We start from the raw sequence: 21306 nt of genomic DNA, 5'->3' as shown, positions 1-21306 counted from the left end.
TTCACGTCAGCACAGGGCAACAAAGGTTGACTAAGCAGGGCGCAATCTCCGGTAGAGACAAAATCCTGTCGGCTTTGACCGCCGCGATCGCTGCTGTGGGCATTGTCCGACTATAGGCTGTTGTCGGTTCTTGTACCACAGTAACTCCCCCGGCAGCAGCGATCGCGGCTAACCCCTGTGCGCCATCATTACTTGCTCCCGTCAAAATCACCCCAATCGCTTTAGCAGCGTAAGCATCAGCCGCCGACTCAAATAGCACGTCAATCGACGGGCGAGCATAGGAGACGGGAGCTTCTGTAGAAAGAGAAAAACTGCTATTTTCTACCAACAAATGATAGTCAGCCGGAGCCAAGTAAACATACCCCGGCACAATCTCTTCTTTATCCTCCGCTTCTTTGAGCGGTAGAACGCACACCTGCTGTAAAAAGTCGCTGAGGGAGTTGTCAGAGTCCTTATGACGGTGTTGCGCGATCGCTACAGGTACAGAGAAACCTGCGGGTAAACCGGAGAGTAACACTTCTAACGCCTGCAATCCTCCCATTGATGTACCGACAACAATAATTTCGTACGTCATCAGCGAATCCTCCGGTAGAGTTTTTCCCGTGCCGCGATCGCTTCATAATCTTCACAGTGGGGCGTGAACTTTAGCGATTCCTGGCGTCCTAGCCCTAAGATGCCAAACATGCCGAGACTTTCATACAACAGCTTGTGGACTCGTGCCTGAAGTGTCTGATTGAAATAGATTAGGACGTTGCGACACAAAATCACATTAAATTCATTAAACGAACTATCCGTTGCCAGGTTGTGGGGCGAAAAGACTAAATTCTCCCGTAACGATGACCGAAAGATCGCACTTTCATAGGCTGCTGTGTAGTACTCAGAAAACGACCGCTTCCCACCCGCGTGCAGATAATCCTGAGTATATTGCTGCATCAATTTCAAAGGAAAAATTCCTGCTTTTGCCTGTTTTAACACGGTTTCATCCATGTCCGTTGCATAAATTCGACAGCGGTGATACAGCCCTTCTTCTTGTAACAAAATTGCCAAAGAATAGACTTCTTCCCCCGTCGAACACCCCGCATGCCAGATGCGAATGAACGGATACGTCCGCAACAACGGCACCACTTTCTGACGAAAAGCCAGGTAAAACCCCGGATCTCGATACATGGCTGTGACGTTCACCGATAGCCCCAGCAACAAGCGTTCCAGACAGGCCGGATCGTGCAGCACCTTCTCTTGCAAACCGGAAATGCTGCTTAAATTTTCGGCGCGGATTGTATTCCAGATACGGCGTTTGAGAGACGCCAAGGCATAATTGCGAAAATCATAGCCGTAGTAACGGTACAACCCCTCTAAGAGCAATTGAATTTCAATTACTTCTAGTTCTTGCTGATGTTTAGATATCGTCATTTAGGGGCGAGGGGAAGAGAAGGGTGAAGGATGAAGGATGAAGGATGAAGGATGAAGGAAATTACCGATACAGCCAGACTCGCAGCAGGGAGAGTAACTGTTCGGTATCGACAGGTTTGGTGATGTAGTCGGATGCGCCAGCTTCGATGCACTTTTCGCGATCGCCTTTCATGGCTTTGGCGGTGAGGGCAATAATTGGCAAAGCCCGGAATTTCTCTAGCTTGCGAATCGCCTGCATGGTTTCGTAGCCGTCCATTTCCGGCATCATCACATCCATCAAGACAACATGGCTATCGGGGTTATTTTGCAACACCTCAATCCCATCTTTGCCATTTTCCGCATAAATTATTTCCATTTGGTGGCGTTCTAGCATACTAGTGAGGGCAAAGATATTGCGGACATCATCATCGACAATCAGCACTTTTTTTCCTGCCAGGATGGAATCGGTTTGATGCAGTTGTTCGAGGATTTGCTGTTTAGATTCTGGTAAGTTTGCCTGGACGCGGTGGAGGAATAAGGCAGTTTCATCTAAAAGGCGTTCTGGCGATCGCACATCTTTAATAATGATTGTTTTCGCCATCCGCTTGAGTTCTGTTTCTTCTGCCTTCGTCAGTTCCTTCCCGGTGTAAACAATAATCGGCAGCGTTTTTAGACTTTCTTCTTGCTTGATCAGTTCGATCAACTCAAAGCCCGTCATATCTGGTAGCCCTAAGTCGAGGACAACACAATCAAAGTGTCCGGCTTTTAGGGCAGCAAGAGCCGCCGTTCCCGTCCCCACCGCCGTGGTTAACACATCACCATTGCCAATCAACTCAACAATGCTCTGGCGTTGTGTCTCATCATCTTCTACCACCAGCAAGTTCTTCACCTGTCGCTCGATGAAGCCCTTGATATTCGTCAAGGCGCTAGTCAAGGCTTCGCTATCAACGGGTTTTTGTAGATAGGCGATCGCGCCTTGTTGCAAACTCCGCTGTTGTCCTTCCTCCACGGAGAGGATATGTACCGGGATGTGTCGCGTGTTCGGGTCATGCTTCAACCGATCTAGCACCGTCCACCCATCCATCACAGGTAATTGGATATCAAGGGTAATCGCATCCGGCTTCAGTTGTCGCGCAATTTCCAGCCCAACATCGCTCCGCGTGGCGACAATACCCTTAAAGCCTTGTTCCCGTGCCATATCCAACAAAATCCGCGCAAAATTGATGTCATCTTCCACGATTAACAAAACGCGATCGCCCGGTTGAATCTGCTCCCGGTCATCATTGATCGCCAAGCTAGGTGCTAGCGGCGTCGAGACTAGGGCCGCCGCTGACGGTGATGGCGGTAGACTGACAACAGCATTTTCCTGCCCCGCCTGTGGCGTAAGCGTCTCCGGATAGTGCTGCGGCAAGTATAGGGTAAACGTACTTCCTCGACCTGGGGCACTAATTAACTGAATCTCCCCACCCAGCAAGCGGGCAATTTCCCGACTAATCGACAAACCTAACCCCGTACCGCCATATTTGCGGCTGGTGGTGCCATCCGCTTGCTGAAAGGCTTCAAAAATCACCCGCTGCTTATCCGGTGAAATGCCGATTCCCGTATCGCTGACCGCAAACGCCACCACCATATCCGCCTGATTTAAGTATTTTTGCTCACGGCTCCAGCCCTGCTGTACGGGAGTCACCTGCAGCGTCACCCGTCCTTTGTCGGTGAACTTGAAGGCGTTGGAGAGCAGGTTCTTCAACACTTGTTGCAAGCGTTTGGGGTCAGTGTAGATCGTGCTGGGTAAGCTTGACTCAAACTCCTGAACAAACTCTAGTTTTTTGTCTTGGGCGATCTGCCGGAAGGTGCGTTCCATTTGCCCGCCTAAGTCGGTAAATAGCGTCTGGCTGATATCCACAGACATCGTTCCCGACTCAATCTTGGCAAGATCCAAAATGTCATTGATTAGCCCCAGCAAATCCGTCCCGGAGGAATGAATAGTGCGGGTGTATTCCACTTGCTTATCACTCAAGTTACCTTCGGGATTATCTGAGAGCAGTTTTGCCAGGATTAACAAACTGTTGAGCGGTGTCCGCAACTCGTGGGACATATTCGCCAAAAATTCGGACTTATATTTAGAACTTAAGGCTAATTGCTCGGCTTTCTCTTCCAGAGCTTGTCTAGCTTGTTCAATCTCCCGATTCTTCCGTTCAACTTCTTTTTTTTGCAGCGCGAACAACTCCGCTTTTTCTTCTAGCTCCTCATTGGTTTGCTGCAACTCTTCCTGCTGATTTTTTAGCAGTTCTTCCGAGGCGCGGAGGGACTTGGCTTGCTGTTCTAAGCGTTGATTGGTTTCTCTGAGTTCGTCTTGTTGGCTTTGTAACTCTTCTGCCAAAGACTGGGACTGCTTGAGCAATTCCTCCGTCCGCGTATTGACCGCGATCGTATTTAAGACGATGCCGATGCTTTCTGTGAGCTGGTCAAAGAACGTTAGATCAATTTCCCGAAAGCGCTGGAAGGAGGCAAGTTCAATAACGGCGGTTACCTGCTCCTCAAACAAAACGGGTAAAACAACCACATTTAAGGGAGCCGCCTCTCCTAAACCAGAGCTGATTTTGATGTAATCATCCGGCACGTCTACCAGCAAAATCCGCTCTTTTTCCAAGGCGCATTGCCCCACCAAGCCTTCACCTAAGCGGAAGCGGTTGGCAAGGGACTTGCGCTCCCGATAGGCGTAGGCGCTAAACAGCTTCAGCAGGGGTTGCGGCTCTAGTGTTTCCATCAGGTAAAACACCCCGTGCTGCGCCCCTACTAAGGGAGCTAGTTCCGAAAGAATCAGGCGAGACACGGTTTCCAAGTCTCGCTGTCCCTGAAGCATCCGGCTAAACTTCGCCAAGTTGGTTTTCAACCAGTCTTGCTCAGTACTCTTCTGGGTTGTCTCCCGGAGGTTGGCAATCATCTGGTTAATGTTGTCTTTGAGTCCGGCGACTTCGCCTTGGGCAATAACAGAAATTGAGCGGGTCAAATCGCCCTTGGTAACTGCCGTTGCCACTTCCGCGATCGCTCGTACCTGCGTCGTTAGATTTGCCGCCAGTTCGTTGACGTTATCGGTTAAATCTCGCCAGGTTCCTGAAGCTCCCGGAACACTCGCCTGTCCCCCCAGTTTTCCTTCAATGCCAACTTCTCGCGCTACTGTGGTGACTTGCTCAGCGAAGGTGGCAAGGGTATTGATCATCTCATTGATCGTATCGGCTAAGGTTTCGATTTCCCCTTTGGCATCCAGTGCCAATTTGCGCTTCAAATCCCCATTGGCAACGGCAGTTACTACTCTGGCAATGCCTCGCACTTGGGCTGTTAAATTCCCTGCCATTGAGTTGACGTTATCGGTTAAGTCCTTCCAAGTTCCGGCGACGCCTTTAACTTCCGCTTGCCCCCCTAGCTTGCCCTCCGTGCCAACTTCCCGCGCTACCCGCGTTACTTCTGAGGCGAAGGAGTTGAGCTGATCCACCATCGTGTTGATCGTGTTTTTCAGCTCTAAGATTTCCCCTTTCACATCGACGGTAATCTTTTTGGAAAGGTCGCCATTAGCAACGGCTTTTGTAACGGCGGCAATGTTTCGTACCTGACTCGTCAGGTTCCCCGCCATTGAGTTGACGTTATCGGTTAAGTCCTTCCAAGTTCCGGCAACGCCTTTAACTTCTGCTTGACCTCCTAACTTACCTTCTGTGCCAACTTCCCGCGCCACCCGCGTTACTTCTGAGGCAAAGGAACTGAGCTGATCTACCATGATGTTGATCGTATTTTTCAGCTCCAGGATTTCTCCATTTACCGGAACGGTAATTTTCTTCGAGAGGTCGCCACTAGCGATCGCCGTTGCCACTTCCGCAATATTCCGCACTTGGGCAGTTAAATTCCCTGCCATCAGGTTTACAGACTCAGTTAAATCCTTCCAAGTACCCGCTACCCCCTTAACTTCTGCCTGCACCCCCAGTTTGCCTTCCGTGCCAACTTCTCGCGCTACCCGCGTCACTTCTGAGGCAAAGGAGTTGAGCTGATCCACCATGATGTTGATCGTGTTCTTCAGCTCCAAGATTTCCCCTTTCACATCAACGGTGATTTTCTTGGACAAATCCCCCTTAGCAACCGCCGTCGTCACTTCCGCAATATTCCGCACCTGAGCCGTTAAATTCCCCGCCATGGAGTTAACGCTGTCCGTCAAATCTTTCCATGTTCCCGCTACTCCCTTAACTTCCGCTTGCACCCCCAGCTTGCCTTCCGTACCAACTTCTCGCGCTACCCGCGTCACTTCTGAGCCAAAGGAGTTGAGCTGATCCACCATCGTATTGACGACTCGGGCAGTTTGGAGAAACTCCCCTTTTAAAGGTCTGCCATCAATTTCCAGGTCAATCGTTTGGGACAAGTCCCCATTCGCCACCGCCCGAATCACCCGCGCGGTTTCAGCGTTGGGCTGCACCAAATCAGTAATCAAGATATTCACGGAATCAATGCAGTCTGCCCAAGAGCCTTTCGCCGTCGCAATTGAGGCGCGTTGGGTAATTTTGCCTTCTTTACCGACAACGGTACTGATACGCTCTAGCTCATTCGCCATGCTTTGATTCATCTCAATGATGTCATTGAGCGTGTCGGCAATTTTCCCGGCAATACCTGTTTGATCGATGGGCATTCGTACAGAAAAATCTCCTTTCTGTACCGCGACAAGGGTTCTCAGAAGCTGTTTCGGGTCAAAATTATCTGTACGCTCTTGGGTTACCGAGGCAGTGGGCATATCTTTTTTTAGTCCTGAGTTCTGAGTGCTGAGTGCTGAGTAGGGAGCGGGGGAGCAGGGGAGCGGGGGAGCAGGGGAGCAGGGGAGCAGGGGAGCGCTCAGTCGAACGCTGAGCTCACGGCCGAAGCCTTCATACTTCACCCTTCACCCTTCATCCTTCACACTTCATCCTTCATTTTTTAGCTCCAATCGTCTTGTCCTTGAGAGCTACCGTTACGGGGTTTGTAGCCTTGAGCGTTGGCATGAAGCTGACGCGTCTGCTCAAACAAAATTTCTTCTGTGAGGTTCCAGCGCTGGAGGACAGTATCGAGGCTTTGCTGCACGTCTCTTGCGCCGGGAAAGCCTCGATAGCGAATGCGGAGGCGAGCTAGTTCTGCTAGGTGAAAATTACTAGGAGAATTCTCTTGTAGCAGACGGTCTACGAGTTGGCGATCGCGATCTTCTTGAGGATGCTGCTGGTCTTTATTTTCTGTTGTAGTCATTTTGTTCAAACACTTAAGATTAAATTATTCTTTAGTACATATAAAAAATATTAGCTATTTCCGGGGTTGTATCTGAATGATTACAACTATAGAATTACGTTGGTTTTGCCAGGGGATGATTCCGGCGGTAGTCGAACACTGGTTTGACAATGACTGTCCTGGTGAATGGCTAGGACAACCAGAAGAACGAGAAGATCTGTACCTGCACATAACCCCTAAGTGTGACTATCTCAACCTCAAACTCAGGCAAGGGCGTTTAGAAGTGAAGTGGCGCAAAGCTGAACTGGGGATTCGGCGTTTTGGCAACGCTTGGGAAGGTCACATAGAGCAATGGGGAAAGTGGATGTGCGAAGATCCAGAGCAACAAAGCTTTTTGCCCCACACCATTATTGAGCAAGAACCGTGGATTAGTGTCTACAAAAAGCGACGCCAGCGCCTCTATCAGCTCCCCTCAACTTCTCAATCCTGTAGCGTAGAACTGACTCAGCTAAAAGTGGCAGAAAATTTGTGGTGGAGCCTAGCTTTTGAAGTCGCAGAGATACCGCCAGACTTAATAGATAGTCTGCAAAATACAATTCATGCGGCGAGTCAAACTTACCAAGGGTCAGAGTTGAAAGCACAAAATTCCTATGCTTATCCTCACTGGCTCGCCCTGACGGTCTAAATTGAAGGAAACATTCAAGAATCGTCGTTGCCTCACTTGATGTTTGGGATGCTGCTTTCTAAAGGAACCAAGGTGTGAGGCATCAGCTTAAACAGTGGGATGAGGAGTTAGCCCCGATGAAACTGTTTTGGAGTCTCCCACTTCACTAAGACCGTTTTTGTATAAATTAATACCATTTTCAGGAACAGCGTTCTCTGTCGAAGCATAAGTAAGAGGATCGCGATCGCCAACAGCAGAGGTGAGCGATCGCCCCAAATTCTCGTCCAGTTCTTGCAGCGGAATTTCCACCACAAACTCTGTTCCTTGTCCCATCTCGGAGTTGCAGCGCAACTGTCCGCCATGCTTTTCAATGATCTGGTAGCTAATCGTCAATCCCAAACCCGTACCGGAGCCAACCGGTTTTGTCGTAAAAAACGGATCAAAAATTTGTTGCTTCACCGCTTCAGGAATACCAGAACCGTTGTCAGCAATGCGGATGACTACTTTGTCCGTTGTTTCGCTACTGCTAACGACCTCGGTGCGAATCCAAATTGTCGGGATTGACGATTGGGAAGAGAGTTTTGAGTTTTGTCTCCCCAGTTCCTCAGACTCCTCTTCCAACGCATCAACGGCATTGTTCAGGAGATTCATAAACACCTGGTTGAGCTGTCCGGCAAAACACTCCACTTTGGGCAAGTTACCGTACTCCTTAATCAACTGAACTCCCCCCGCTTCTGGTCTAAGCCGATGCTGCAAAATCATCAGCGTGTTATCAATACCCTGATGAATATCAACGGGTTTGCGATCCGCTTCATCGAGGCGCGAGAAGCTCCGCAAGCTCAGGACGATTTGGCGGATACGATCTGTCCCCACCTTCATCGAATTCAGTAAGCGAGGAAAATCTTCAATCAAAAACTCACAGTCGATCGCCTCTGCTTGCGATTGAATTTCGGCAACAGGCTGCGGGTAATACTTTTGATAAAGTTGCATCAAATCCAGCAAATCCTGGGCATAGGTCGAGGCGTGACTAATATTGCCGCAGATAAAGGACACGGGGTTATTAATTTCATGGGCAATTCCGGCTACCAGTTGCCCCAAGCTAGACATTTTTTCTGTCTGAATGAGTTGTACTTGGGTTTGCTTGAGTTCGTGAAGGGTAGACTCTAGTTGCGCGCGTTGCTCCAAAAGCCGTGCTTGTGACTGCCGTAGTGCGGCTTCTGCTGCCTTGCGTTCTGCCAGTTCCGCAGCCAATTGCTCAAACAAAGCCGCCCGTTGAATTGCCACGCCCAATTGGGCACTGAGCTGTTTGAGTAGCTCGACTTCCGAGTTTTGCCAATGCCGGATGCCGGAACACTGATGAACAATCAACAATCCCCAAAGCTTCTCCCCAAGCAAAATTGGCACAACCAGGTTAGCTCGCACTTGGAAGCGCTCAAGCAACTCAACATGACACGGCGTTAAGCTCGCATTGTAAATATCATTAATTACTCGTATCCGACCCTGTTGGTAAAGTAGACCATGAGTGTCCTGAAAGCAATTGTCCTGGATATTGGTTCCTAAAGCAGAAGTCCAACCCCAACTCACCGACTCAACAGCGACAACACCACTCCAATCTGGCTCAAAGCGATAGATCACTGCTCGATCGGTGTGGAGAAATTGCCGCACTTCCGCAACAGCGGTGTTGAGGACTTCCTCTAAGTTTAAAGACTGACGAATGCGCCGGGAAATCATTTCAACCAAACGCTCTCGTTGCACTTGTTGTCGCAGAGCTTCCTCTGTGTACTTACGCTCGGTGATGTCGCGAAATGACCAAATTCTGCCGTAGTATTCTTTTTCTGGAGATAAAACAGGCGCGGAGTAGCGGTCAAAGACTTGCCCATCCCTCAAGTGAATTTCATCCCGACTGCTGATGGTGGGATGGTCGTACAAGTACGTCACTTTTTCTAGAAATTCTTGCGGTTGCAGCAGACGCGGCAGGATATAGTTGAGGAGCGATTCATCTCTTCGTTCGCTGATTATTTCAGAGGGGATATCCCACATCTGGCAGAAGCGGTAGTTATAACTAGCGACGGCTCCTGTCTCATCCAAAACCAAAATCCCATCAAGAGCCGCTTCGTGTTGGGCTTTTAGTAGGGCATTACTGCGCTGTAAGGCGGCTTGAGTGCGTTGGCGATCGCTAATATCGCGAGCAAAGGCACAGTTATACTCCTTGTCGTCAAACTCCAAATAATTAAACGTCACTTCTACCGGAATCACTTGCCCATCACGACTTCGATACTGGGTTTCCACCGTCCCCGAACCCTTTTCCTTACTTTGCTGCCAATTAGACACCCAAGCCTGTAGTGATAATTCGGGGTCAATATCCCCAACGCTCAGCTTCAGCAGTTCCTCACGGGAATACCCCAACAACTTACAAGCTGCCTCGTTGACATAGAAAAAACGACCATCCGGGGTAATCCAGAAGGCTGCATCCGCTGTGCAGTCAATAGAAAATTGCATCAACCGTCGTTTATCTTCTGCCAGCTTGCGCTGAGTAATGTCCGTTTGGATACCCACAAAGTGCGTCAGCTTACCGTCCGCATCGTGTACGGGTGACAGCTTCAGGTCATTCCAAAACGGTGTACCGTCTTTACGGTAATTTTTGAGCGTCACCTCACATTCTTGCCCCCCCCGGATCGCTTGACGGAGTTTGTCGAGTTCTTCTGGATCGGTGTCTACTCCCTGTAAAAACTTACAATTGCGCCCTAAGACTTCTACTTGCGAGTAACCGGTAATACTCTCAAAGGCAGGATTGCAGTAGAGCAGGGGATTGTTTGGCACTGTGGCATCGGCAATGACAATGCCACAACTCGTTGCTGACATCGCCCGCTCATAAAGCCGTAGTATCTCTAGCTCCCCTTTCTTGCCCTTAAGGAGATCCAACGCCTCATCTCTTACTGGTCGGCTTGCCATAGAACTATAAGGTTCAACAATTTGGTTAATAACGGTAGATAACCCGGATTGAGCTGATCTTAAATTAACCAATCTCAATCTTAGAAAATTATCAAGAAAGATTAAACGCTTACAAGGATACCTAGAGAAAAACTAAGTATTTGTACCCGCTATGTACGGCACTCAACTGAATGATCTAGCGTGGATTTTGCCAAAGATGCCCCTTATAAACATTATTGTAACGTTTAGTTATGTAAAGAGTTCTTGTATCCACGTAACGTTCCTGTATTTTCCTGAAATGTATCACCGTAGTTTCCCCCTTCACAGAATTTGCCGTGCTAAGATAGTACTTGAGAATAAATTCGGTTGCAGTGTTTGTTTCTAGTATTGATAGGGGTTTTCCTTTTGGTCTTGACAGGCTTCCTCCGAAATCTAAATCTCTACACACCTAATGATTTTGGAGTCCATCTATGTCTATTTATGTAGGCAACTTATCCTACGAGGTCACTCAAGAAGACCTCAACGCCGTTTTTGCAGAATATGGTTCTGTAAAACGGGTTCAGCTACCCACAGATCGTGAAACCGGACGCCTACGTGGCTTTGGTTTTGTAGAAATGGGTTCAGAAGCTGAAGAAACGGCTGCTATTGAAGCACTTGATGGTGCTGAATGGATGGGCCGTGACTTGAAAGTCAACAAAGCCAAGCCTCGCGAAGACAGAGGTGGCGGTGGCGGTGGTGGACGAGGAAACAACAACTTCTCTCGTCGCTACTAAACTAAAACGGTTAAATCTTTTTAGCCTGTCCGTAAGTGACTGAGAGTTAGATGGCTAGCTTCCGAAGTTAATTCATTCGTCTTTAGTTACTTACGGCTCAATAGAAAAAGGCTTAGGCAATTATGCTTGAGCCTTTTTCTTGTTTTCTCCGCTTCGCCAACTCCTTACTGAGTGAGGGCTTGCTCCAGAATAGCGACAACCGCGAGTTCTTCTAGATTTAGACTATGGGGTGATTCATCCACCTCTGACGGTGGCGATTTTGACGGCGTAGCGTCCAGATCCCCTTCCAGGTAAGCCTCAATGATCGCGGGATGTACATAATACTTCCGACAGGTAGCCGGACGATTACCCAACTGCTTTGCTACCGCTTTAATAGCTTGGGTAACGTTCTTCTTCGCCTGAGTCTGAGACTCAAAAGGTTCTAACTGCTTTAACTCTCGCGCGGCTAGCATAGTCCCCGCCCAAGTGCGGAAGTCTTTGGCTGTAAAGTCATCACCAGCAATGTTTCGTACATAGGTGTTGACATCTTCTGAGTCAATAGTCTGGCGTTGGTCTTGATCGTCAAAATACTGAAATAGTTCGTAGCCGGGGATGTCCCGACAGCGCTTAACGATTTTGGCAAGGCGTCTGTCACTGACAGCAATATCGTGCTTGACGCCACTTTTGCCTTTGAAGTGAAAATGCACCGTCGAACCGGAAAATTCTACGTGGCGATCGCGTAAGGTAGTTAAACCATAGGAGTTATTTTCTTGGGCGTACTCTGCATTACCCACCCGGATAAAGGTCGTTTCCAACAGACGCACCACTACCGCCAACACCTTTTCTCGTGGTAGCCCCCGTAACGCTAAATCACGTTCAGTTTGTTCCCGAATCAACGGCAGTGCCGCACAAAAGGGAATCATGCGGTTAAACTTTGTCTGGCTGCGGATTTTGCACCAACGGGGATGATAGCGATACTGCTTGCGCCCCTTAGCATCCCGTCCCGTTGCTTGCAGATGTCCGTTAGGCATTGGGCAAATCCAGACATCCTCGAACGCTGGGGGAATCGCCAGAGATTTCAGGCGTTCGAGTTCTGATGAGTCGGTGATGCGCTCTCCATCAACGTCAATGTAGCTAAACCCTCTTCCCCGACGCTGGCGACGAATGCCAGGACTATCATCCGTGACGTAGCGCAGTCCTGCTATTTTTGCTGATTCAATCGGATCGGTGATCAGTTTAAGTTTTTTCGGAAGAGAGCGCTTTTGCAACGTGGCTGACATGGGAGGAGGGGAGAGTACTGGGAAATACCTGACTACCCTTGCAATCTAACGAATTTATCTAAGTCAAGAACTCCTCACAAAAGCTGATGAGTCGTCAGCCATTAGTCATAGTAGCCGTTGACATCCTCTCCCGTTACACCCGTACACCTACGCCAGAAAGTGCGATCGCATCTTTATTGGATTTCGATCTCTCAATTCTGCCTAGCGATCGCCTCCTTCATTTAAACTTCCGAATACTGACTACTGAGTCTCAACCTTTCAGCTCATCGAATCACTATCAGAGGATAGATGATACTAAGTTTTTATGCTTCTAAAGTGAGGTAAAAGAAAATTTAACAGTAATATAAATCAACTAAAACTATGGCAGTACAAAGCAAAGAAGATTCCGGCACAGAGAAAATGAACGATGCGTTCACCACCGTAATGCGCCTGAGTGCCTATGCAGCTAAGACAGCTTCTGAGGCTGTTCAATCTACTACAGAAAACTTTACTAGTACAGCTACTGCCGTAGGAGAAACAATTGGCTCTGTAGCTCACCAACTAACAGAGCATGGGACAAAAACTGTAGGCGAAATCGCTACTCCCATTGCGGAAAATCCGATGGTGAAATATGCGGCAAAAGTTCCAGGAATTAACGTATTAATGGCAGCCCTTGGTGAGGTTGATGTAGACAAAGCTCAGAAGGAAGTAGACCAACTCCGACAGGAATACCCACTGGAAACCCCTGAGCAGATTGCTCACCGGATTATGGTTGACACTGCCATGAAAGCCGGAGGAGTGGGATTACTCACCAACTTTGTACCTCCCTTAGCGCTGACTTTGTTTGCTGTCGATCTGGCGGCGGTGACAGCCCTGCAAGCGGAGATGGTTTATCGCATTGCTGCTGCTTACGGATTTCCGCTAAAAGACCCCACTCGACGGGGCGAAGTCTTAGCAATTTTTGGTCTATCTGTGGGAGGTGCTGGCCCTTTGAAGGTGGGAATGAGCTTTATAGAACTCATTCCTGTAGTGGGTGCTGTGGCGGGAGCATCAAACAACGCTGCGTTGATTTACTCACTGGGATATGTAACTTCCCGATATTACGAAAAGAAAATCAGCTCCGCTGCTCAAGCTAATGCAACGGGAAGTAGCAATATTAATCACGCCCAGAATTGAGCCGGGGATATCAGGGCTATTAGGTGAAGGTATTCTTCACATTGCTGTAGTAGTTGTCTGACTTCATTGACAGCATAGTCACTTAGAAATCACAGCGATCGCCCCTTAGATCTAATCCAATTGTTCCGGCGCGGAGGGGCATCCCGTGTCGTTAATAAAGCTCATCGAGTATCCGAGGCAATAGCTGGAGTTGGTGAGAAGCCTACACCATATCTGTATTCAGATTGATGTAGGAGTATGTCACATAGGATAGTTATATATCTGCGATCGCCATTAAATTTTCCCAATCCGGAAGTTAGGCAAAATTTGTGATCAGCAATATTAAGTTGTGTTCTTTTTAGGAGGACTTATTATGTCTCGTTTAAGGCAAATTATTCAGAACACGTTCATTCGGTTTGTTGGTTTTCTTCAGCAGATATTTAACGGCTTTAAGAATATTTTTGGCTATTTAGGTCAGCTATTAGGGCGATTTGTCCGATTGCTTGGATTTACAACCGATGGCACTTTCTTAGAGCCTGAAGATGCCCAGGGTACTACACGAGCTGAACCCAAACAAGTATCTGAACCGGAAGAAACAAAGCCGCCCGTTGCGGTAAATCCCGTTCGCCGTAGTGCCAATTCTAATATGGACTACTACCGCAACCTAGCTCGACAAATCAAGACTTCGGACTAGGATACAGTTGTGTTGGGTGGTGCAAGTCACCCGACTTAACTCACAAAAAGATTTTGAGAATTGCCGATGGACGACGCCGTGGTGATGGTTGCCAATAGTTGGCAGGATTGGGTAACTGTGTTGGGCTTTGTGGGCTTCACTACCTTTATTATCTGGCGCGTGTACATGACAACACAGAACTGAAGAGCGATCGCCCCGCTTCATTATTATTTGAGAAGGGGTGATTTTTTGTTGAGTAACACTACGCGATCGCAGGCTTTTCCTTAACTTAATTCATAACTAGGCGCTCGTACTACGTGTACTACCTCTGGGCGATCGCCTCCTTAGTATGATCGTATCGTCGCTCCTGCAAATGACTTAATTCAAGACTCACTAGCTCTGGTTATGTTTGTGTGACTGTTGTTGGTTTGGAGCAGTGAGCTTACTGAATTGCGCTGTAACCACGCACATAGTTTTATATTTGCCCTATCGTCTGGCTTTGGTTTATATTCATATTCACCACTTTGAATTTTTTCTCGAAATATGTGTGCACAAGTATGACTGACACTGAATTTGGAGATAGATAGAAGTGTTCAGGATGATATTCAATATGCATGTGTTCGCCTGTACCCCAGTCCTTTGCGAATGATAAGACCACATTAGACAGAATGGACAATTTTTGGCGATCGCCTCGGAGCAAAACTCTGCCATCTTGAGTAACTTGAAACTCCACCAATTGCCCAGATGAGATACTTACCTGTATTCCCGATAAAAATCTACAATAAGGTGCAGCATTTAGATCCTCTCCCAAAGCTTTAGCATTAATTTCAACATCATTTTCTGTTAGTTTCTTAGACAAATCCAGTAGTTCCTCTTCATTTGCTGCTATTTCAATTTCGCGAACTGAATCAGAATATCGAATAAGCATAGCTACCCTGCTTGACTGACAAAACTAAGAAGCTGGAAAACGACTGAGGACGGTAAATTCACGCTTAAAGGAATCATTCTGTTGCGGATGTCTGTACCCTTTGAAGTAACCTTGAGTTACGCTGAATATCAAGAGATTCAGAGACGGCTTCTAAAGTAATATTAACTGGCTAGGTTGCATAACGATTGGATAGATCCCCCCTAGCCCCCCTTCAAAAGGGGGGAACAAGATCTCTTGAAAGTCCCCCGTGATATCAAAGGCGAAGCAACATCTGGCTTCCCCCTTTTTAAGGGGGACGGGAGGGGGATCTCCGAGGGGGATTTAGGGGGATCTCTAGGAATTTACAACTCTTTAGAGACAGCCTCTCAGATCATGGTGAACATTGCCCACCATAACCGTTGAACTAATAGATTGAGTTTAACGAAGGCAGCAGAAACTGCCGCTCAAAAGCGATCGCTCTACACCTTAAACTTCTCCGTAATCCGCTTCATCGCTTCCTCTACATTCTCCCGACTATTGAATGCTGAAAGGCGGAAGTAACCTTCCCCTGCGGCACCAAAACCCGAACCTGGCGTTCCTACAACATTGCAGGTTTGCAGCAGCTTATCGAAGAAATCCCAACTCGATAGATTATTGGGTGTTTGCACCCAGACATAGGGCGCATTCACGCCACCATACACTGATAATCCGGCGGCGGTTAGTTGTTCGCGAATAATTTTGGCGTTTTCCAGATAGAAGCTAACCAGTTGCTGAGTTTGCGCCTGTCCTTCCTCCGAGTAAACCGCCTCGGCTCCGCGTTGCACGAGGTAGGATACCCCATTGAACTTGGTAGACTGACGGCGATTCCATAGCTTCCACAGTTCCACATCCGAACCATCGGCGGCTTTCGCTGTCAGCGTCTTTGGTAAGACTGTGAACGCACAGCGAGTTCCGGTGAATCCGGCATTTTTGGAGAAGGAGCGGAACTCAATCGCGCAATCCCGCGCTCCTTCAATTTCGTAGATGGAATGGGGAAGATCTGCATCGGTGATGAAGGCTTCGTAAGCGGCATCAAAGAAAATGATCGAGTCATTGGCTTTGGCATAGTCTACCCACGCCTTCAGGTGTTCCTTAGTGGCAGTTGATCCGGTGGGATTGTTGGGGAAGCAGAGATAAATTAGGTCAACTTTCTCGCTAGGAATCTCGGCGGTGAAGTTGTTTTCCGCCGTAATCGGCAGGTACACCAAGCCCTTAAATTCACCCTTATCGTTGGCAGCGCCAGTATGCCCCGCCATGACGTTAGTGTCTACATACACAGGATAGACGGGGTCGGTGACGGCGATTTTGTTGTTTTTGCCAAAAATGTCGAGAATGTTGCCTGTATCGCACTTAGAGCCGTCGGAGATGAAGATTTCACCCGGATCAACCTCGCATCCGCGAGATTGGAAGTCATGAGCCGCAATTTTCTCGCGTAACCAGCCATAGCCTTGTTCTGGGCCATAGCCTTTAAATGTAGCGCGATCGCCCATATCTTCAACCGCTTTGATCATAGCGGTGCGGCAGGCTTCTGGTAAGGGTTCCGTGACATCACCAATACCGAGTTTGATAATTTTCGCGTCAGGATTTGCCTCTGCGAAGGTATTGACTCGTCGAGCAATTTCGGGAAACAGGTAGCCCGCTTTGAGCTTGAGGTAGTTATCGTTAATGGTTGCCATAGTAGATTGTTACGAGCGCCGTAAAACAGCTTACTGCCAACCGTTGCCTTAGGAGTCCTATCGTCTCCATTGCCAGCCCTTCGATTCCCAACAGCACTCCAGAGATATTTACCCAAGACGGAAGGTGATTTTCTCGCAGGTACTTTCAGGAATTGAGGAGGCGTTTGCCTACCTGCTGAAGATTTTAGAGCGAGGGATGACCCTAAAAAACCCCTCCCCGCACAGGGGAAGGGGTACTTGGGAGAGGTGTTCAGAACTTGTTGTTGCTAGTGCTAGCTAAAAAAGCTTGAGTTGACACGCTGTAGGGCTGTTAGCCCCTGCTCAATTGCTTTTAGCTACCCTTGTTAGCGGTGTATTCAGAAGCTTCCACTAGTTCGGGGGAAGCGATAAAGCCGAAGTAAAAACCGATTGCAGCGAAAATTGCATGCAGCCAAACATCATTTCCAAAGATGGGAACGAAGCCAAACATGAGGTTGGTAAACGGAAACAGCCCCATTACAGCTAGCACGCCATAAAAGATTGCTAGCCCTCGACCGAAGATGCGGGGGCCAACTGGCGAGACGGATGCGGCGATTCCTAAAATTCCCACGGACAGGTGAACAACATTGTGAAAGAGATTGATGGGGAATAGTCCCATCAGGTAACCGTATCCCAAGGGATAAACACTAACTGCCTCGGCTGCCGTTGGAGCGCCTTTGACAAAGGCTGGAATAAATCCAAGAACACCGACGATCAGAAAGAAAACGCCAGTAATTAAGGCGAAGGATTGTCCTGGTTTCATAGTTAGATTCCTTAAAGTAGTAGAAAATTTTTAAATTTCAATTGCGATTTAAGATTAATCGCCTGAATTATAAAATTCTTCCACTCAAGGAATAGATACTTCTGTACCTAAAGATTGATCTGAATTTCACAGGATCAAAGAGGAAGAAATTCATCCAAAAGGGTGACGCAAATATTAGACCTCTTGCAAAAATGTACCAGACCCCTCCCCAACCCTCCCCTTACTAAGGGGAGGGGGCAAGATTTCAAGTCTCCCCCCTTACTAAGGGGGGATTAAGGGGGGTCTATTCGACTTATGCAAGAGGTCTATTATTACCAGAGGCGAATTAAAAGACGTGCGATCGCCTCCGGCACCACCCAAGGAGCGATCGCTAACTTGTTGATCTTCTAAGCTGGCAGCCTAACCATCTCTCGCACATTTCCTTGGACGCCACCGACCCCTTGAGTAAACTGGTAATCTTGCTGGCATACTTGCATGGGCATCCCAGACTTGGGAGCCATCACAATCGTCCCGCGACGGTCAATCTTGACCTGGGGAATAAATTGCAGGCGGTATCGCTGTAACAACATCGCTAAGACGAGCTTGATCTCCATCATCGCAAACCCTGCACCGATACACACACGGGGGCCAGCACTGAAGGGATTGTATTCATAGCTGGTGGGATTGATCGTTTCCCAACGCTGGGGTTTAAAGACCTCCGGTTCTGGGTAAAGTTCGGGCATCTGGTGAGTTTGGTAGATGTTGACAAAAACTTCTGTACCCTGGGGCAAAGTATAACCGCCTAGTTCCGTAGGTTGTGATGTCACCCGTGCATTCCAAGGGACAGGGGATAATACCCGCATACTTTCCTTGATCGTTCGCTCTAAAAGCGGGAGTTGGGGGAGTTGCGCTACCGTTGGCGCTTCACCGTGCAGCACGCTATCTAGTTCGTCTAGCAAGTCGGCGGCGACTTGCGGATGCTGCGACAGCAAAAACAACGTCCATGTCAAAGCATTAGAGCTGGTTTCGTGTCCTGCTGCAAAGATTACCCCGGCGTGACCTAACAGCTCATCTTCACTTAAGCCAACTCGATGCTCTTCATCCCGCGCTTGGATGAGCATCGACAGGACATCCCGGTCTTCACACCCCGCCGCTCGTTTATGGGCAATCATCTCGCGCATCTTGTCATCGAGTTGGGAAATCTGATTGAGAAAGCGATGGTAAGGCAATCCGGGAATATCAAACGCCATCAGGGACATCATCGGCGAACCCATGATGGCTAAAACGTCCTGAAGTAGTTGCCCGGTGCTGTTACCACTCTCGCCAATGTCTTCACCGAATAGGGTTTTGGTGGCAACGCGCATGGTTAGCAACCGCATCACTTCGGCAATGTCATAGGAGTTGCCAACTTGCAGTTGATCAAGAGCAGATTGGGTAATCGTGACGATATCGTCCCGGTAGGACTCAATTTGCTGCTTGTGGAAGGCGGGCATCATTAGTTGACGATGCTGACGGTGGCGATCGCTATTTACCCCAAACAGCCCGACAACAAAGTGCTTTAGCGGCTCAGTCCGAGCTGAATCGTTTTGGCGTCGATAGAGTCTCCCCGATAAGGGATGTTTGTAGTAAACCTCATGCTGGGTAGCGACTTGACGGACAAATTCTGGCCCATAGGCAAACACGGTACCCGGACAGTTGGGTAATGAGGAGTAGACATTAGTGCCGCCGCCATATCTGAGAGAAACAATTGGGCCATAAGTTTCAAAGAGTTGTCGCGTGTAGCCAATCGAGTCACTGCCAAAGTTTAAAAGATTGGTAATGCGCCCAAACAGGGTTTTGGGATTCGGGCCAGGAACTGTCAAAACGGAGGAGGTCTTTATCATCGAACTATTCAAGAAAGGTCTTAGGAATGGGCAATCTACTCACTCCCACAGGCTGAAGCTTGGGGCTAGATAAACTTAGCCCGCGTGGGTGGTAGCGGCATTTGTCTAACCGCGACTTTGGTCGTCGGGTACTGTGGCTTGGGTACTTTGGTAGAAGCTGAAGGTCACTAAACTAGATGAAGATAGGTAACAGGATCTCCACTATCTATTATCGATGAGCCATCTTTCTTACAGTCCACCTCTGGGACTCAAAAACGGTCTAGCTATGACTTTTTATACGGCTTTAGCCGCTGGTCGTAATTGGGAGAAGACTATCCCTGAGCCGGAACCGAGTTACCAAGAGCAAATTTTTGTGGGTGCCAAAGGAGTGCCTATTTTTGGGATCGTTGCCATCCCCGAAAATCCGCGAGGCACGATTGTGGGGACTTATGGGATTACAGGTAGCCTGGAGAATCAATGGTTTTTGAGACTTTTAGGACGCAAAGCCTTTGCTCAAGGTTATGCGATCGCGTTTTTTGATTGGCGTGCTCATGGCAAAACAGCCGAATTATCCCCCACCTTAACCGCTGATGGCTTGTACGAAGGGGAAGACTTTGTGCGGATTGCGGCTCAAGCTAAGGCGCTGGGATGTCCCGCCCCTTTTTGGTTTACGGGGTATTCTTTGGGAGGACAACTGGCGCTTTGGGCAGTGAAATCAGCGACAGCGATCGCGTCTTGGGGGGCGGATTTAGGGCTGCAAGATTCTGAAATTGGCGGTGGGGCGGTTATTTGCCCTACGTTGGAGTCTACGCGTTCTCTGAAGTACTTAGTCAAAGATCAATGGGGTAGATACTTAGAAAAAGCGATCGCGCGGCAATTGAAAAAACTGGCATTGCAAATCCATCAGTATCACCCAGAATCTATCGATCCGGCTGCCATTGAGCGAGCCAACAGTATTTGGACATTCGATCAGGAATTGGTAATTGAACGATTAGGTTTCGCCTCGGTGGAAGAATACTATCAGGCAAGCAGCGCTCTTTATCAGTTGCCTCACCTGCAAAAACCGACGCTGATTTTATACGCTGTCGATGACCCGATGTTTGACCCCACCCTTGTGCCTGACTTGCAGGCGGCCTGTGCAAAAAATTCCGCAATTGACTTAGTTTTGACGGCTCACGGGGGTCATGTGGGCTATATCAGTAGCAAAGCCTGTCAGCGTCAAGTCAAAGATACTGACCCTTGGTGGGCATGGAACCGCGTTTTAGAGTGGATCGCTCAACGCCATTGTCAGATGCAAGCGGAACATCAGCCCCTTTATAGGCATTGATCAGGAGGCGAGCCAATCCCACTCCAGAAGTGGATCGCCTCAGCCTATCGCCCAAACAGATTCTGTCCCCGGACTCTCAGGTGCGTACCAACAGAAACCTGATAAAACTCCAGCACTAGCCAGACAACCAAAGCTAGATGAGAGACAAACGCCAATCCTGTCCATACCTGGGGGAACCAGGACAACGGACTGCCAGGAAGTGGCGGGAAGGCATAGGCAGAGAGTCCTACCAAAGTAGTTGGGAGCAGTACAAAGACAGCCGCAACTAACCAGTAACCACTGTTCCACTCCAACCCCTGCACCTGCGCCTTTGTCCAAGCTTTACCATTCCAGCGCCACATTAGAGGCGGCTGGCGGTCTGCCATTTGCAACTGCTGTTTTTCCAGATTGGCGGTGAAGATGTGATGGCAAAGCTGACAACTCATCGCGTCCATCAGTGTCATGGGTTCGATTTGACCCAGACGACAGACCGGACAGGGATAAGTACCGTAGTAGCTTAAGTCTCCTACTGAATCGTTTGAATTCATTTAAACAGCACCTCTCCTATCAGGTTTCGCTTTTTTCCCTCAGTCACGGGTGTTGTAACTGAGAGATATCATCTTGACTTTCTTTCATTGTGAATGAACCTCAATGAATCTTTCTTATCGGGGCACTCTCCGCTACAAATAGAAAGTACGAGA

The 21306-nt window shown here is 48.5% G+C and carries 17 protein-coding genes; 6 read left to right on the top strand and 11 right to left on the bottom strand.

Going from position 1 to position 21306, the window contains the following annotated elements:
* Position 1 precedes the first annotated feature (1 nt).
* The 4 genes from AC5JR3_RS07510 to AC5JR3_RS07495 form a co-directional block, all read right to left on the bottom strand.
* A complete protein-coding gene (locus AC5JR3_RS07510; RefSeq protein WP_495844535.1) occupies positions 2-574 on the bottom strand; it encodes a chemotaxis protein CheB in 573 nt (190 codons plus the stop codon).
* Entirely contained in the window at positions 574-1410 is an 837-nt protein-coding gene (locus AC5JR3_RS07505; RefSeq protein WP_495844533.1) for a CheR family methyltransferase, read from the bottom strand. Before AC5JR3_RS07505 ends, AC5JR3_RS07510 begins: the two co-directional genes overlap by 1 nt.
* Positions 1411-1471: 61 nt before the next feature.
* Complete coding sequence (locus AC5JR3_RS07500) at positions 1472-6160, bottom strand: response regulator (protein WP_495844531.1); 4689 nt, start codon at positions 6158-6160, stop codon at positions 1472-1474.
* Positions 6161-6339: 179 nt separating this feature from the next.
* Entirely contained in the window at positions 6340-6642 is a 303-nt protein-coding gene (locus AC5JR3_RS07495) for a DUF3288 family protein (protein WP_495844529.1), read from the bottom strand.
* Positions 6643-6718: 76 nt separating this feature from the next.
* On the opposite strand from AC5JR3_RS07495, the gene AC5JR3_RS07490 reads away from it, so the two are divergent.
* A complete protein-coding gene (locus AC5JR3_RS07490; protein WP_495844527.1) occupies positions 6719-7306 on the top strand; it encodes a hypothetical protein in 588 nt (195 codons plus the stop codon).
* Positions 7307-7393: 87 nt separating this feature from the next.
* On the opposite strand, the gene AC5JR3_RS07485 is transcribed toward AC5JR3_RS07490, so the two are convergent.
* Positions 7394-10237, bottom strand: coding sequence for a PAS domain-containing protein (locus AC5JR3_RS07485; protein WP_495844526.1), 2844 nt, complete (start codon positions 10235-10237; stop codon positions 7394-7396).
* Positions 10238-10686: 449 nt separating this feature from the next.
* On the opposite strand from AC5JR3_RS07485, the gene rbp reads away from it, so the two are divergent.
* Positions 10687-10989 (top strand): RNA-binding regulator, encoded by a 303-nt coding sequence (rbp, locus tag AC5JR3_RS07480; RefSeq protein ID WP_495844523.1) that lies wholly within the window; start codon positions 10687-10689, stop codon positions 10987-10989.
* 164 nt (positions 10990-11153) lie between these two features.
* On the opposite strand, the gene AC5JR3_RS07475 is transcribed toward rbp, so the two are convergent.
* Complete coding sequence (locus tag AC5JR3_RS07475) at positions 11154-12248, bottom strand: DNA topoisomerase IB (protein ID WP_495844521.1); 1095 nt, start codon at positions 12246-12248, stop codon at positions 11154-11156.
* Between the two features lie 86 nt (positions 12249-12334).
* Between AC5JR3_RS07475 and AC5JR3_RS07470 the strand changes: the two genes are divergently transcribed.
* The 3 genes from AC5JR3_RS07470 (at position 12335) to AC5JR3_RS07460 (ending at position 14076) form a co-directional block, all read left to right on the top strand.
* Positions 12335-12562 (top strand): hypothetical protein, encoded by a 228-nt coding sequence (locus AC5JR3_RS07470; RefSeq protein ID WP_495844519.1) that lies wholly within the window; start codon positions 12335-12337, stop codon positions 12560-12562.
* Between the two features lie 46 nt (positions 12563-12608).
* Positions 12609-13403 (top strand): YcjF family protein, encoded by a 795-nt coding sequence (locus AC5JR3_RS07465; RefSeq protein ID WP_495844518.1) that lies wholly within the window; start codon positions 12609-12611, stop codon positions 13401-13403.
* Positions 13404-13755: 352 nt separating this feature from the next.
* The gene (locus AC5JR3_RS07460; protein ID WP_495844516.1) at positions 13756-14076 is read left to right on the top strand and encodes a threonine dehydratase; all 321 of its coding nucleotides are present in this window, start codon (positions 13756-13758) and stop codon (positions 14074-14076) included.
* 454 nt (positions 14077-14530) lie between these two features.
* Here the strand turns inward: AC5JR3_RS07460 and AC5JR3_RS07455 are convergent, their stop codons facing one another.
* The 4 genes from AC5JR3_RS07455 to AC5JR3_RS07440 all read right to left on the bottom strand — a co-directional run bounded on the left by AC5JR3_RS07455 (position 14531) and on the right by AC5JR3_RS07440 (position 19320).
* Complete coding sequence (locus AC5JR3_RS07455) at positions 14531-14983, bottom strand: Imm32 family immunity protein (protein WP_495844514.1); 453 nt, start codon at positions 14981-14983, stop codon at positions 14531-14533.
* A 458-nt stretch (positions 14984-15441) separates the two neighbouring features.
* Entirely contained in the window at positions 15442-16677 is a 1236-nt protein-coding gene (locus AC5JR3_RS07450; RefSeq protein ID WP_495844513.1) for an LL-diaminopimelate aminotransferase, read from the bottom strand.
* Between the two features lie 331 nt (positions 16678-17008).
* The gene (locus AC5JR3_RS07445) at positions 17009-17458 is read right to left on the bottom strand and encodes a DUF4383 domain-containing protein (RefSeq protein ID WP_495844511.1); all 450 of its coding nucleotides are present in this window, start codon (positions 17456-17458) and stop codon (positions 17009-17011) included.
* 386 nt (positions 17459-17844) lie between these two features.
* Entirely contained in the window at positions 17845-19320 is a 1476-nt protein-coding gene (locus AC5JR3_RS07440) for a cytochrome P450 (protein ID WP_495844509.1), read from the bottom strand.
* Positions 19321-19534: 214 nt separating this feature from the next.
* On the opposite strand from AC5JR3_RS07440, the gene AC5JR3_RS07435 reads away from it, so the two are divergent.
* On the top strand, positions 19535-20626 hold the full coding sequence (locus AC5JR3_RS07435) for a YheT family hydrolase (RefSeq protein WP_495844507.1): 1092 nt from the start codon (positions 19535-19537) through the stop codon (positions 20624-20626).
* Between the two features lie 44 nt (positions 20627-20670).
* On the opposite strand, the gene AC5JR3_RS07430 is transcribed toward AC5JR3_RS07435, so the two are convergent.
* Positions 20671-21153 (bottom strand): hypothetical protein, encoded by a 483-nt coding sequence (locus AC5JR3_RS07430; RefSeq protein ID WP_495844506.1) that lies wholly within the window; start codon positions 21151-21153, stop codon positions 20671-20673.
* Between the last annotated feature and the right edge of the window lie 153 nt (positions 21154-21306).

This window comes from Kastovskya adunca (genome assembly GCF_059505785.1).
The sequence above is the reverse complement of the archived record's forward strand: the minus strand, read 5'-3'. Positions and strand labels throughout refer to the sequence as shown.

Bases quoted from the DNA above. Each gene is read 5' to 3' on its own strand.
- AC5JR3_RS07510 (WP_495844535.1), bottom strand. From the start codon at position 574: ATGACGTACGAAATTATTGTTGTCGGTACATCAATGGGAGGATTGCAG.
- AC5JR3_RS07505 (WP_495844533.1), bottom strand. From the start codon at position 1,410: ATGACGATATCTAAACATCAGCAAGAACTAGAAGTAATTGAAATTCAA.
- AC5JR3_RS07500 (WP_495844531.1), bottom strand. From the start codon at position 6,160: ATGCCCACTGCCTCGGTAACCCAAGAGCGTACAGATAATTTTGACCCG.
- AC5JR3_RS07495 (WP_495844529.1), bottom strand. From the start codon at position 6,642: ATGACTACAACAGAAAATAAAGACCAGCAGCATCCTCAAGAAGATCGC.
- AC5JR3_RS07490 (WP_495844527.1), top strand. From the start codon at position 6,719: ATGATTACAACTATAGAATTACGTTGGTTTTGCCAGGGGATGATTCCG.
- AC5JR3_RS07485 (WP_495844526.1), bottom strand. From the start codon at position 10,237: ATGGCAAGCCGACCAGTAAGAGATGAGGCGTTGGATCTCCTTAAGGGC.
- rbp (WP_495844523.1), top strand. From the start codon at position 10,687: ATGTCTATTTATGTAGGCAACTTATCCTACGAGGTCACTCAAGAAGAC.
- AC5JR3_RS07475 (WP_495844521.1), bottom strand. From the start codon at position 12,248: ATGTCAGCCACGTTGCAAAAGCGCTCTCTTCCGAAAAAACTTAAACTG.
- AC5JR3_RS07470 (WP_495844519.1), top strand. From the start codon at position 12,335: ATGAGTCGTCAGCCATTAGTCATAGTAGCCGTTGACATCCTCTCCCGT.
- AC5JR3_RS07465 (WP_495844518.1), top strand. From the start codon at position 12,609: ATGGCAGTACAAAGCAAAGAAGATTCCGGCACAGAGAAAATGAACGAT.
- AC5JR3_RS07460 (WP_495844516.1), top strand. From the start codon at position 13,756: ATGTCTCGTTTAAGGCAAATTATTCAGAACACGTTCATTCGGTTTGTT.
- AC5JR3_RS07455 (WP_495844514.1), bottom strand. From the start codon at position 14,983: ATGCTTATTCGATATTCTGATTCAGTTCGCGAAATTGAAATAGCAGCA.
- AC5JR3_RS07450 (WP_495844513.1), bottom strand. From the start codon at position 16,677: ATGGCAACCATTAACGATAACTACCTCAAGCTCAAAGCGGGCTACCTG.
- AC5JR3_RS07445 (WP_495844511.1), bottom strand. From the start codon at position 17,458: ATGAAACCAGGACAATCCTTCGCCTTAATTACTGGCGTTTTCTTTCTG.
- AC5JR3_RS07440 (WP_495844509.1), bottom strand. From the start codon at position 19,320: ATGATAAAGACCTCCTCCGTTTTGACAGTTCCTGGCCCGAATCCCAAA.
- AC5JR3_RS07435 (WP_495844507.1), top strand. From the start codon at position 19,535: ATGAGCCATCTTTCTTACAGTCCACCTCTGGGACTCAAAAACGGTCTA.
- AC5JR3_RS07430 (WP_495844506.1), bottom strand. From the start codon at position 21,153: ATGAATTCAAACGATTCAGTAGGAGACTTAAGCTACTACGGTACTTAT.